The following is a 12,999-nucleotide window of genomic DNA, read 5'->3' as shown; positions in this document are numbered from 1 at the left end:
TCGATCGAATTATGAAACTCTTAGTTTAGTGAAACCACAGTTTATCCAATAACCCAGAGAAGATCAGGAAACTGAAACAAACCATATTTGCTGTTAGGAAGATAGCAAACACCTGGGTAAACCCGTTATGCGGGATACTTTGGCGGTGCTTCTTCTTATACCGTAACCACGCGTCATTGAGCACCAACGCGACCCCGTGGAACAGACCGTAAGTGATGTAATACCACGTGACCCCATGCCAGAAACCCATGACAAGCATATTAATAATATACGTGACATTGGCTGTGGTGGTTGGCTTCTTGAATACCCGGTGCTTCATGAACCAGAAGACTAACCGCATATAAATGAAGTCTCGGAACCAGAATGACAATGTAATATGCCAACGATTCCAGAAATCTTTAATGTTAGGTGACCGCCAAGGCTGATTGAAGTTCATCGGCGTCTCAATCCCCATAAGATAAGAGGTCCCGACGGCAAACAAACTGTAACCAGCAAAGTCAAAGAACAAGTCGGCACTGTAACAATACATGTAACCCACGACTGGCCAAGAAAGATCTAAGAAACCACCTCGTGAGTTCATAGCCATAATTTGCAGTTTCGGCATCAAGATCGTTCCAAAGTAATACGCCAGAATGAACTTATACAGAAATCCCACAAAAATATAGCGAACCCCTTTTTGAATCATACCCAGATACTTATCCCGATCGGGAACCGTCCGATAATCGGCTTCGAAACGCCGATAACGGTCGATTGGCCCGGATGAAATCGTCGGGAAGAAGAGCATGAATTGTAGGAAGGTCATCACCTGATAATCCTTCAGTGTGCCATCACGTGTTTCCATGATTGTTTGAACGGCACGGAACGAAAGATAACTAACACCCAGGAAACCAATCAGTGAAGACTGACCATTGGCCACAGCCGGTGTCACCTTCACGATGGTTAACGGTAAGATGGACAGGATCACCGTCATAAAGAAGACGGGCCCCGAATTATGTTGCTTTCTGTAAACGGCATACCCCCAGGTCAACGCCACCTCGTACAAAATGTAAATGATCAAAGCTACTCCTTGCGTCCACTTCGGACCGCCGAAGGTGAGAACCAGGAAGAAAATTGAAATTAACGTTTCATACAGACGCGACCGCTTGCCGTACAGAATACCAATCATCAGTGGCAAGAGTGCCACTCCCAACAGGGCGAAATAAGTTGGGTTACCGTACGGTTCAAAGGTCAACATTATTGATTGACCTCAGCGATAATTGATTTGATATCAACCTTGCCGTTGGGAGTCATCGGCAGGCTTTCCTTATACACGAATCGCTGTGGGATCATATATTCCATCATGTCGCCACCTTGTAAGTTTTCTTTAATGGCCTTCGTAAGCGCCAATTCGTTGGCGAAATCCGAACTGCTCGGGACAATCCACGCAATCAGTTGGCTCACCTTGTGGTTTCGGTCATACCGAGGAACGGCAACCCCTACCTGAATGTGCGCCTCTTGCGTCAAGTAGTGATTGACTTCTTCAAGTTCGATCCGATAACCATGAAGCTTGATCTGGAAGTCCGTCCGACCACGGTACATGATAAGCCCGTTAGTCAGTTGAACTCCTAGGTCACCCGAACGGTAGACTTCATGACCATCGCTGGTCACAAAGGCCTTTGCCGTCTTTTCCGGGTTGTTGAGGTAACCCTTAGACATTGATGGCCCACTAATTAGCAGTTCACCCTCTGTGCCAGCAGGAACCGGGTTCAACTCGTCATCGACCACGGTAATCGTGGTGTCTGGCTTGGCGTACCCGATTGGCAATCGAGGATTATCTGCCAAAAGTTCTGCGGTAATCTCAACCTGGGTGACGGCAACCGTCGTTTCGGTTGGGCCATAGGTGTTGAAGATCCGCGCACTTGGGAATCGATCCAACAGCGTCTGCGCGGTTCCGTGGGTTAATTCTTCCCCACAGAACAGGAACCGGCTAAGATGTGGATAATGTTCGGCATCAAAAGTGGGCTCCAACAAGCAAATATCCATAAAGGACGGTGTGGAAACCCAGACGTTCAGGTCCATCGTTGGCAAGGTTTCAAAGAGCTGACGGAAATTATCCGTAATCTGCTTAGGTAATGCTACCAACGTCCCACCAGCAGCCAAGGTTGGCCCCCAGTCCATAACAGATAGGTCGAATGAGTATGGCGCTTGTGACAGCGTCCTAGGCGCGTCAGGTAACGCGAAGTCCGTGCTCAACATCCAGTTAACATAGCTCAAAAGATTCGTATGTGAAATCTGAACCCCCTTGGGCTTCCCAGTCGTCCCGGAGGTAAAGATGATGTAGTAGTTATCATCCCCTGCAACGGCGTGATCGACTTGGTAATCCACAACGGGACCATTGAAAATGTTGTCTAGGGCATCCGGCGTAATCACCGGCGTTGACCCAAGTGTAGTTGGTAAGGCCTCAACGGCAATGGCCGCTGCGGGCTGTGCAATTTCATTGATCGTCGTAACTCGTTCTAATGGTGAATGCGTGTCAATCGGTGCATAGGCGTGACCACTCTTCACAATGCCTAAAAAAGTCGCCAGCATGTTAAAGGTTTGTCCCCCATAAACTAAGATGGGAGCCTTTGCCGGTAACTGCATGGCGTCTAAATGTGCAGCGAGAGCGTCCGAACGACTCTTCAGCTCACCATAAGTGTTGGTTTGACCCAGGTAATCATAAGCGATCCGGTTGGGATCGACTTGACCAAAATGGTCAATAGTTGTAATCATATTTTCAATCATTCTATATCCCCCCCAATAGAATTTCTATCTAATCTAGTCGGTTGACCCCAAACGATTAGAATTCGTTATAGATAAACGTGGAATTATTTAACCCACTATACCCATATAAATAAACTAGTACCATCAAAATAACAAAGTAAAACGCTGTCCAGCCAATAAAGGCGACCACTGGCTGATGCCAAAACGCCAGCCACTTTGCTCTCATGAAACTCACCCCCAGGTTCTGCTGATTGATTCGTCCCCCAAATCAGCTTCCGTTCGCACCCATACAACCTGTCTTTTCCCCGACGAATCCAAGCTGCACAGGGAGGAATTCCGTGGCTCCGCCACGTTCCTTATGTTTTGAGATTAGCATTGCCAAAACCGGATTGCAATCAACACTACTCAAGCTTAACACTTTCTTTTTCTTTCATAATTTTTGATGTAATTGTTTGGGCACAAAAAAGGCCGCCGAAAACCTTCAGCGGCCTTGATAGATTAGCTATTTGAGCAAGTTGGCCCCATAACTAATTCTCATTAAATTTGTCTCTCATTTTGTTAAATAAGTTACCTTTGCCCGAGCCGGAAACACTTTCACCACTAGCCTTGGCAAAGTCACGTAAGGCATCCCGTTGTCCCTTATTTAAGTTCTTAGGGGTTAAGACTTTGATCGTGACATGTTCATCACCATTGCCGTTACCACGCAAACGAGGGGCACCCTTGCCACGTAGCCGGAAGATGGTGCCACCCTGAGTACCAGCAGGCACCTTCAACTTCACATCGCCGTGGACGGTCTTCACCGTCACGTCATCACCCATTGCCGCTTGGACGAAGGAAATGGGTTGATCAAAGAAGATCTCAGTGCCATCACGCCGGAAGTCCTTGCTAGGCGTCACTTCAAAGATAATGAAGAGATCCCCATAAGGGCCACCGTTTTGACCGGCTTCACCCTGACCTTGTAACCGCATTTGTTGACCGTCATCAACTCCGGCTGGAATTGTAACTTCAACTTCGTGCTTTTCTTCTTCATGGCCAGATCCACCACAGGTTGGACACTTCTCCTTAATTTCTTGACCCGTCCCATGACAAACAGGACATGGTTGCTGGCGACGCATCCGCCCTAATGGCGTGTTAGTCTCAGTCGTCACGTAACCGGAACCGCCACATTGATGACAAGTCTCAGGTGACGTGCCTGGCTTAGCACCATTACCACCACAGGTGTGACACTGAGCTTCACGCGTGTACTTGATCTTGGTCTTCTTCCCAAAAATGGCCTCTTCAAACTTCAAGTCCATCTGGTACTGCAGGTCACGACCCGGACGAGGCGCGTTGGGATTTCGTTGGGCACCGCCGCCAAACATTTGGCTAAAGATGTCGCTAAAGTCACCGGCGCCACCACCAAAGCCGCCGAAACCACCAGCATCGCCGCCACCGAAGCCACCAAATCCTTGGGGACCATCGGCAGAACCGTACTGATCGTAATTAGCTCGTTTGTCCTTATCGCCTAAAACATCGTAAGCATCTTGAACTTCCTTAAACTTGTCCGCCGCATCCGGGGCCTTGTTTAAATCTGGATGATACTTCTTTGATAACTTACGATAGGCTTTCTTAATTTCATCTTGGCTAGCATCCTTGGAGACACCTAATACGCCATAAAAGTCCGTTTGCGCCATCGTTTTCCTCCCAATCAATTCCGAAAATTTTCGCTACTAGTAAGAATAGCATACTCGAAACAAAAAGCCAAAGCCCAGCGGACTCTGACTTTTTGCCCGATTATTGACAACTTAACAGCTGACCTTACTTCTTGTCTTGGTCATCGTCGTCGTGAACTTCGTGGAAGTCACCATCGACAGTGTCACCGTCTTTACCATCGGTCTTGGCACCATCAGCACCAGCAGCTTGACCGGCGCCAGCAGCGTCACCTTGTGCTTGTTGGGCTTGTTGATACAACTTGACGGAGAGGTCCTGGATAATCTTAGTCAGGTCATCCTTCTTGGTCTTCATGTCATCCAAGTTGTTGGCTTCTTGGGCCTTCTTTAAGGCATCGCGAGCGTCTTCAGCCTTCTTGATTTCATCATCTGAAACCTTACCCTTAACGTCCTTCAACGTCTTATCAGTCTGGAAGAGCAATTGATCGACTTCGTTCTTGGTGTCGACTTCTTCCTTACGCTTCTTGTCGGCAGCTTCGTTTTCCTTAGCTTCCTTCATCATCTTATCGATTTCTTCGTCGGATAAACCACCGGAACTCTTGATGGTAATCTTTTGTTCCTTGTTCGTTCCCATATCCTTAGCAGAAACGTTAACGATCCCGTTCTTATCGATATCAAACGTCACTTGGATTTGAGGAACCCCACGTGGTGCAGCTGGAATGTCGGCAAGTTGGAAGTTACCCAACGTCTTGTTGTCAGCAGCCATTGGCCGTTCACCTTGTAAGACGTGGATATCAACGGCTGGTTGGTTATCAGCAGCGGTTGAGAAGACTTGAGACTTGCTGGTAGGAATCGTGGTGTTACGGTCAATCAACTTCGTGAAGACCCCACCCATGGTTTCGATACCTAAGGATAATGGCGTCACATCAAGTAACACAACGTCCTTAACATCACCGGTGATAACCCCACCTTGAACAGCAGCCCCTAAAGCAACAGCTTCATCAGGGTTGATGGAATGGTTGGATTCCTTACCCGTCCACTTTTCAACGGCTTCTTGAACGGCTGGAATCCGAGTGGACCCACCGTTTAAGATAACGACATCAATGTCGCCAGCCTTCAAGTCAGCATCCTTCAACGCATTTTCAACAGGGATCCGCGTCTTTTCAACCAGGTCGGCCGTCAATTCGTTGAACTTAGCACGGCTCAATGACTTCTGTAAGTGCAGTGGACCATTGTCGCCAGCAGAGATAAATGGCAAGCTGATTTGTGCTTCGGTAACCCCAGAGAGGTCCTTCTTAGCCTTTTCGGCAGCATCCTTTAAACGTTGTAAGGCCATCTTGTCCTTGGACAAGTCAACGCCGTTTTCTTGCTTGAAGTCATCAACTAACCAGTCCATGATCTTCTTGTCGAAGTCGTCCCCACCTAAGTGCGTGTCACCGTTCGTTGAGAGAACGTCAAAGACACCATCACCCAAGTCAAGAACGGAAACATCGAAAGTCCCACCACCAAGGTCGTAGACCATGATCTTTTCATCCTTGTCCTGCTTATCTAAGCCGTAAGCCAAGGCAGCAGCCGTAGGTTCGTTAATGATCCGTTCAACGTTTAAGCCAGCAATCTTACCGGCATCCTTAGTCGCTTGACGCTGCGCATCGTTAAAGTAAGCTGGCACCGTGATAACGGCCTTGTCAACCGTGTCACCAATGTAGTCTTCAGCGAAGGCCTTCAAGTGTTGTAAAATCATTGCAGAGATTTGTTGTGGCGTGTAATCCTTTCCATCAACGGAAACCTTGTAACCTGCTTCACCCATGTGACTCTTGATAGATGAAATGGTGTTCGGGTTTGTGATGGCTTGGCGCTTAGCAACTTCACCAACCTGCGTTTCGCCATCTTTAAATGCGACAACAGATGGCGTCGTCCGAGCGCCTTCTTTATTTGCGATAATCTTAGGGGTACTACCTTCAAGAACGGCAACGGCTGAGTTGGTCGTCCCTAAGTCAATCCCGATAATCTTGTTACTTGCCATCAAAAATTCCCTCTTTTTTTAAGTTTTTTGTTTGCAAATTATTGTGCCACGACAACCATGGCGGGCCGGAGAACCCGGTCCTTTAACTGGTAACCCTTTTGAAGCACGTTGACCACTGTATCGGCCGACTGACCTTTTTCAACCGGAACCGATTGAACGGCTTGGTGTTGCGTTGGGTCAAACTTCTGGCCAAGTGCGGCAATTTCGGTGACGTGGTTTCGCTTCAAAGCATCTTCCAAATGATCATAGGTCATCTGGACACCCTTCTTCAGCTGTTCACCAGCCTCATCACTGGTCTCAACGGCCAAGGCACGTTCCAAGTTATCAATCACAGGCAAGATATCTTTGGCGAGCTGTTGCCCGTCATACTTGATCAAGGTTGCCTGTTCTTTTTGAAAGCGTGCCTGAACATTCTGCACTTCAGCTTCGGCACGAAGGTACTTGTCTTCGAAGTCATCGGCGCGCTTGTTAAGCTTGGCGACTTCTTCAGCACTAGCAACAAGTTTTGGCTTAGGCTTTACAGTCTCAGCTTTTGCTTGCTTAGGTGCATCCGTTGCTTTCTTGGCGGCCTTTGCCGCGGTTTGGTCATCTGTGGACGGTTGTTGCTTGTCAGCCACGATAAAAAACCTCCCTTTCTTTACTCGTCATAAAACCGGTAATAATCCAGTAGTTTTTTCGCGAGCTCTTCACGAAAAGCCCCGACAATTCCCAGCATCCGCGAATAAGGCATCCGCGTCGGCCCCAGAATGGCAATCATTCCTTGGCCATGTTGGTCAACATCGTAAGTCGCGGTAATCAAACTGAAGTTACGTAGCGCATCATTGGTCATTTCATTCCCAATCCGAACGGAAATCTTGTCACTGGGCTGCCCCAAGACATCGGCAATGTCATCCGTCTTATCGAGCATCGCATACAGCGACTTCAGTGAATCGACGTCGCTATCCTGTGAGAAGTTCAACAGGTTCAAACGACCGCCAACATAGAAGCGCTCCTGTGCGGCTCGGGTGAGCACGTCGCCAAAAATGTCGAGGAACCCCTCGGGACTCTGCAAATAATTGGCAATCTTCAGTGGAATATCCTGCTGAAGTTTCTTCAGGACCTCTGGCAAGGTTAACCCCACCAGTTGGTCGTTGATTAAGCGAACGACGGCTTCCAACTGTTCACCGGTAACCTTCTCATTAACGTCAAACGTCTGATTTTCAACGTCACCGCTGTCGGTAACCAGGATGGCCATAACTTGCCGCTTGCCCAATGGGATTAAACGGAAGCCACTCAATCGGCTGTCCTTAAGTTCTGGCTTCAGTGTAAATGCCGTGTAACTCGTCAGATTTGACAGGATCGTCGCGGATTGTGAAATGATTTCGTCAATCTTATGAAAATCACCGCCCAATGAGGACTGGATCACATCTATATCATTTGGCCGCAACGGATCTGGTTTGACCAAATGGTCAACGTAATACCGATAGCCTTCACCAGAAGGAATCCGGCCGGAAGAGGAGTGGGTCTTCTCGATGAGTCCCTGCTCCTCCAAGGCTGCCAGTTCATTACGAATTGTCGCCGAGCTTACGTGGATGGGTAACTGCTTGGCTAATGTCTTGGACCCCACTGGCACACCTGTGTTAGTGAAGTCGCGGACAACGGCTCGCAGAATCATCATTTGTCTTTCTGAAAGCATCACAATCACCCCTTTTTTAGCACTCAAACTAATCAAGTGCTAAGACACATATATAATGTAGCAAAACCAGGTTTTGAAGTCAAGAAATCTGGTAGGATTTTTAGCAATCAGTGGGATCAAGTGCTAATTTCGGTTTATTCGGCGGCTACCTGGGCAAAATAGGCCCGAGTGGCAACCTCATCTTGCTTCAGTTGGGTGACCAATTCATCGGCACCAGCAAATTTAACCTGACCACGCAACCGGTGATGCCACTCAACCTCCACGGGTTCCCCATAAAGGTTGCCCTGAAAATCAAGGAGATTCATTTCGACTGTCACGGGGCGATTGTTACCAAAGGTATCGTTACGTCCCACGGACATCATACCTGGATACCAAATGGCGCTAACCTTAAGACGTGCCGTGTACACCCCGATACCTGGTAACCATTCATCATTAGGCGTCAGAATATTTGCCGTCGGAAATCCAATGGTTCGGCCTCGGGCCTCGCCGTGCACCACCGTCCCAGTCGTCCGATAAAGGTAACCAAGAAGGTCATTCACCGTGTCAATTTGGCCTTGCTTCATGGCTGCTCGAATCCGAGTTGAGCTAATCTTATCGGCTTTGCTGATCTGTTCATCGACCGTTTCAACCTCAAAACGTCCCTGCGCGTACTGGGGCAGACGCGCCATCGTGGCGACATCCTTCTTGCCATAAGTATGGTCAAAACCAGCCACGGCCACTACTGTGTGAAACGCCACCAAGTAGTTGTCCACGAAAGTCTGAGGTGATTGGGCCGAGAACTCACCGGTATAGTTCACTAGAAAGACTCGGTCAACGCCCATCCGGTCCAGCTGATTGAGCTTTCGTTCGGTGGGACTGAGGTACTTCTGGTCATCTCTGGTTAATGCTCGGTAAACAATCGCCGGATGATGATCATAGGTCAGAACCGCCAGCTTAACGTGTCGTTCCTGGGCCAAGGCCTTGGCTCGTCGAATGACGGCCTGGTGTCCCCGATGCAAGCCATCGAAGAACCCCATCGCAAGTACCACGGGATCTGCCGGAATTTGGCGTGGGTCCAGTGGATGGTGAATACGGATAATTTCCATGTTTGACGCCTCTTTCCAAAAATCTTAGTCCACTGCAAACATTCTGAGTGGTTTATACTGCTGCTTCTCCGGTAAAAATTGATACAGACATTTCGTTGTCCCCGCATAACTTAGGGCAACGATCGGTTCGGTACTGCCAACTTGAGCCTGATCGAGGAAAACACCATTCTTAACCAATCCCCATAGACGCTCCGAGAGGGCCACATGTGGGTACTGCGTCAGAGCATAGTCAATTGGCCGTAAGATCGACGATAAGTCCTCAGCGGCCATCGCAGCTGCGACCTCGTCTAACGTGACGGCCTGGTCCAGAGTGAACCCCCCACTTTTGATCCGCGTGAGTGAAGCCATAACGGCCGGCACACCCAGCTGGCGTCCCAAGTCAACGGCTAATGTTCGCACATAGGTTCCCTTGGAACAGGCAATCTCAAATGCTACCGTCTGGGTACCCTGCTCGACATCAAAGTCTCCGGGCGTGGTCAAATCAAAACGCGTGACCGTAATCGTTCGCGTCGGCCGCGCTACCGTCTCACCTGCCCGGGCATACTCATAAAGTTTGCGTCCACGAACCTTGACCGCGGAGTACATCGGCGGTGTCTGCTGAATGGTTCCGGTTAAGGCCATGGCAGCCCGACTCAATTGATCAGCCGTAAAAGCCTTGGTCAATGGTTGACGTTCGACCACGTCGCCATCTAAATCCTCGGTCGTTGTGGCCAGACCCAAGGTTAAGGTGCCACGATAAATTTTCCCGGAGCCCATGAGGTATGGGACAACCTTGGTCGCACTGCCGATACAAATGGGGAGGACCCCATCAACGCTAGGGTCAAGCGTCCCGCTGTGACCCACTTTCTTGGTATGCAGAATATGGCGCAGCTTTGCCACGCAGTCGAAGCTGGTGAGTCCTCGTTCTTTATACAGGGGAATAATTCCATCCATGTGTCTTCCTCCATTTCAAAACCTATCTCATCTGGGGGCAAAAAAAGGCGTTGGTCCGATTGGACCAACGCCTTCCTGTTCTCTACAACCCGTGTTTCCTACTCTTGGTGGTGGAGATCATTGAGCAATTCATCGATCCGACTACCATAACGAACGGACGCGTCTTGTTCGAACATCAATTCCGGCGTCTTGTAGATACTTAGCCGCGAACCTAGTTCGGAACGAATCAGTCCCGTAGCCTTCTTCAAACCTTCTGCCGTCTTTTCAGCGGAAGAAGCCTTGTCCGATAAAATACTGTAGTAAATCGTCGCCTGTTGTAAATCACCGGTAACTTCGACACCGGTAACGGTGACGCCATCAACCCGTGGGTCGCGAACACGTTTTAGTAAAATATCCGTAACTTCCCGTTGGATTTCTTGTTCCAACCGGCCAACTCGATATTGTGCCATGACTGTTTGCCTCCGATTCTTTATTTAACAGGAACTTCCTTCATCACGTAGGCTTCAATAACATCGTCCACCTTAACGTCATTGTAGTTCTCAATCGTTAATCCTAATTCAAAGCCTTGCTTAACTTCCTTAGCATCATCCTTGAAGCGCTTGAGTGATCCCAGCTTACCTTCGTAAATCACAACGCCGTCACGGATTAACCGGACGTCACTGTCGGATGTTATTTTACCATCCGTAACCATCCCACCAACGATCGTGCCAACCTTGGATGCATGGTAGATTTGACGAACTTCAACTTGACCAATAACTTCTTCCTTATACGTTGGTTCAAGCAGACCCTTCATGGCTGTTTCAATTTCATCAATGGCATTGTAAATGACATTGTGTAAGCGAATATCAACCTTGTCGGAGTCAGCCTGTGAACGTGCTTGTGGCGTAGGACGAACGTTAAACCCGATGATGATCGCGTCTGAAGCTTCGGCCAAGGTTACATCACTTTCGTTAATGGCCCCAACGGCAGAGTGAATAATGTTCACCCGCACACCGGAAACTTCAATCTTCTTCAAGCTACCTGCCAAGGCTTCAACGGAACCTTGAACGTCAGCCTTGATGATGACGTCAACTTCCTTCATTTCGCCTTCCTTGAGGGAATCGAAGAGGTTGTCTAACGTGACGTGGCTCGTGTTCTTCCGGTCTTGAATCAAGGCTTCCTTAGCCCGCTCTTCACCAGCAGCTCTGGCCGTCTTTTCATCATCGAAGACCACGAAACGGTCCCCGGCTTCAGGCACATCGCTCAACCCAGTGATTTCAACTGGCGTTGCCGGAACGGCGTCCTTAATACGACGACCCCGTTCGTTAACCATGGTCCGGACACGTCCAAAGGTGTTCCCAACCACGATTGGATCCCCAACGTGTAAGGTTCCTTGTTGAACCAGCAATGTGGCAACGGAACCCTTACCTTGGTCCAAACGTGCTTCAATGACAGAACCGGCCCCATTTTGTTCTGGGTTAGCCTTTAATTCCAACACTTCAGCCTGGAGTAAGATCATGTCGAGTAACTCATCGATGTTCTTCCCAAACTTCGCTGAGATTTCAACGAAGATGGTGTCACCACCCCAGTCTTCAGGAATCAATTCATATTCTGTCAACTGTTCCATAACGTGGTTGGGGTTAGCACCTGGCTTATCGATCTTGTTAACTGCGACGATAATTGGTGTTCCAGCAGCCTTCGCATGGTGAATAGCTTCGATGGTTTGTGGCATCACACCATCATCAGCGGCAACAATCAGCACCGTGATGTCGGTGATTTCAGCACCACGCGCCCGCATTTCGGTAAAGGCCGCATGTCCTGGGGTATCCAAGAACGTAATGGTCTTATCGTTGTAGTGCACTTGGTAGGCCCCGATGGCTTGCGTGATCCCACCGGCTTCACCAGCTGTGATGTGAGAGTGACGTAAGTGGTCCAATAACGTGGTCTTACCGTGATCAACGTGTCCCATGATCGTGACAACTGGTGCCCGAGGAACTAGGTGATCCGTATTAGCCATTTCAGCATCGAAAAACTTATCGATATCGGATACGTCAACTTGAACCTTTTCTTCAGCTTGGATACCGTAATCATCAGCCAAAATTTCAATCGTATCTTTGTCGAGAGACTGGTTTTGGTTAACCATCACGCCCAACATGAATAACTTCTTGACAATTTCAGCAGATGAACGGTGTAAGATCTTTGCCAGGTCTTGCGCATTCATCCCATCGGAATAAACCAAAACATCTGGCAATGCCTTGTTCTTACGTTCTGGTGCACCCTTGTGTTGGTTTACATCTTTAATCCGTTGGTTCTTCTTGTAACGGTTATTGTTGTTCCGCCGCCGGTTATTGTTCCGGTTGTTGCGGTTATTACGGCCGCCGCGGCTGTTGGTACTGGAACGGCGTCCATTACTATTATTCGTATTATTATTCAAACTTCCACCAAATCTGCCGGTGCCGGAATTGTGTTGCTCTTGACGGTGACTTCCAGACTGGCTGTTATTTTTATTAGTATTGTGTTGCTGGCCTTGTGACTTGTTCTGACCGGACCGTTGACTGGTCGTCTGTGACTTCGGACGGCTGTTGCCGTTGGCCTGGTGAGAGGCACTGGCTTGGCCGTGACTTTGTCCCGCTGGCTTGCCTTTTTGGCTCGTCTGACCTGCTGGCTTAGCGGCCCGATGTTGTGCTGGTCGTGCAGCTTGAGTCTTGGCAGGCTTGGATTGGGATGCCGCTGGCTGCTTCTTAGAAAAAGCAGCCCGTAACTGACGTTCTTCGTTCTCGCCGAGCGTTGACATGTGGTTTTTCACCGGAAAGCCTTTTTCTTCGGCCTTCGCGATGATTTGTTTACTGGAGACATTAATTTCTTTGGCGAGTTCATAAATTCGCTTTTTCCCCATATCTTCACACTCCTTTA

At 48.8% G+C, this 12,999-nt stretch carries 11 protein-coding genes; all 11 read right to left on the bottom strand.

What is annotated here, in order from left to right; all coding sequences use genetic code 11:
* Positions 1-25: 25 nt before the first annotated feature.
* Positions 26-1,234, bottom strand: a complete 1,209-nt coding sequence (dltB, locus tag EKM71_RS01010) for a D-alanyl-lipoteichoic acid biosynthesis protein DltB (protein WP_125572825.1) — start codon at positions 1,232-1,234, stop codon at positions 26-28.
* Complete coding sequence (gene dltA / locus EKM71_RS01005; RefSeq protein ID WP_125572824.1) at positions 1,234-2,763, bottom strand: D-alanine--poly(phosphoribitol) ligase subunit DltA; 1,530 nt, start codon at positions 2,761-2,763, stop codon at positions 1,234-1,236. The genes dltB and dltA overlap by 1 nt, the downstream gene beginning before the upstream one ends.
* A gap of 55 nt (positions 2,764-2,818) precedes the next feature.
* Positions 2,819-2,968: a teichoic acid D-Ala incorporation-associated protein DltX gene (locus EKM71_RS01000; RefSeq protein WP_057877593.1), complete on the bottom strand. Its 150-nt coding sequence runs from the start codon at positions 2,966-2,968 to the stop codon at positions 2,819-2,821.
* Positions 2,969-3,269: 301 nt separating this feature from the next.
* Complete coding sequence (dnaJ, locus tag EKM71_RS00995) at positions 3,270-4,415, bottom strand: molecular chaperone DnaJ (RefSeq protein WP_125572823.1); 1,146 nt, start codon at positions 4,413-4,415, stop codon at positions 3,270-3,272.
* Between the two features lie 124 nt (positions 4,416-4,539).
* Positions 4,540-6,414 (bottom strand): molecular chaperone DnaK, encoded by a 1,875-nt coding sequence (dnaK, locus tag EKM71_RS00990; RefSeq protein ID WP_125572822.1) that lies wholly within the window; start codon positions 6,412-6,414, stop codon positions 4,540-4,542.
* Between the two features lie 38 nt (positions 6,415-6,452).
* On the bottom strand, positions 6,453-7,031 hold the full coding sequence (grpE, locus tag EKM71_RS00985) for a nucleotide exchange factor GrpE (protein WP_125572821.1): 579 nt from the start codon (positions 7,029-7,031) through the stop codon (positions 6,453-6,455).
* 20 nt (positions 7,032-7,051) lie between these two features.
* Positions 7,052-8,089, bottom strand: coding sequence for a heat-inducible transcriptional repressor HrcA (hrcA, locus tag EKM71_RS00980; protein ID WP_125572820.1), 1,038 nt, complete (start codon positions 8,087-8,089; stop codon positions 7,052-7,054).
* Positions 8,090-8,223: 134 nt separating this feature from the next.
* A complete protein-coding gene (gene ribF / locus EKM71_RS00975) occupies positions 8,224-9,174 on the bottom strand; it encodes a riboflavin biosynthesis protein RibF (RefSeq protein ID WP_125572819.1) in 951 nt (316 codons plus the stop codon).
* A 24-nt stretch (positions 9,175-9,198) separates the two neighbouring features.
* Entirely contained in the window at positions 9,199-10,107 is a 909-nt protein-coding gene (truB, locus tag EKM71_RS00970) for a tRNA pseudouridine(55) synthase TruB (RefSeq protein WP_125572818.1), read from the bottom strand.
* A 98-nt stretch (positions 10,108-10,205) separates the two neighbouring features.
* The gene (gene rbfA / locus EKM71_RS00965; RefSeq protein ID WP_125572817.1) at positions 10,206-10,556 is read right to left on the bottom strand and encodes a 30S ribosome-binding factor RbfA; all 351 of its coding nucleotides are present in this window, start codon (positions 10,554-10,556) and stop codon (positions 10,206-10,208) included.
* A 20-nt stretch (positions 10,557-10,576) separates the two neighbouring features.
* The gene (gene infB / locus EKM71_RS00960) at positions 10,577-12,982 is read right to left on the bottom strand and encodes a translation initiation factor IF-2 (RefSeq protein WP_125572816.1); all 2,406 of its coding nucleotides are present in this window, start codon (positions 12,980-12,982) and stop codon (positions 10,577-10,579) included.
* Positions 12,983-12,999: the final 17 nt, after the last annotated feature.

Source organism: Levilactobacillus huananensis (assembly GCF_003946145.1).
GTDB lineage: Bacteria > Bacillota > Bacilli > Lactobacillales > Lactobacillaceae > Levilactobacillus > Levilactobacillus huananensis.
Note: the sequence above shows the minus strand (reverse complement) of the source record. Positions and strands in the feature narration are given on the sequence as shown.

Coding starts and splice junctions, on each gene's coding strand:
- infB (WP_125572816.1), bottom strand. CDS start 12,982: ATGGGGAAAAAGCGAATTTATGAACTCGCCAAAGAAATTAATGTCTCC.
- EKM71_RS01000 (WP_057877593.1), bottom strand. CDS start 2,968: ATGAGAGCAAAGTGGCTGGCGTTTTGGCATCAGCCAGTGGTCGCCTTT.
- ribF (WP_125572819.1), bottom strand. CDS start 9,174: ATGGAAATTATCCGTATTCACCATCCACTGGACCCACGCCAAATTCCG.
- dnaK (WP_125572822.1), bottom strand. CDS start 6,414: ATGGCAAGTAACAAGATTATCGGGATTGACTTAGGGACGACCAACTCA.
- dnaJ (WP_125572823.1), bottom strand. CDS start 4,415: ATGGCGCAAACGGACTTTTATGGCGTATTAGGTGTCTCCAAGGATGCT.
- truB (WP_125572818.1), bottom strand. CDS start 10,107: ATGGATGGAATTATTCCCCTGTATAAAGAACGAGGACTCACCAGCTTC.
- rbfA (WP_125572817.1), bottom strand. CDS start 10,556: ATGGCACAATATCGAGTTGGCCGGTTGGAACAAGAAATCCAACGGGAA.
- dltA (WP_125572824.1), bottom strand. CDS start 2,763: ATGATTGAAAATATGATTACAACTATTGACCATTTTGGTCAAGTCGAT.
- dltB (WP_125572825.1), bottom strand. CDS start 1,234: ATGTTGACCTTTGAACCGTACGGTAACCCAACTTATTTCGCCCTGTTG.
- hrcA (WP_125572820.1), bottom strand. CDS start 8,089: ATGCTTTCAGAAAGACAAATGATGATTCTGCGAGCCGTTGTCCGCGAC.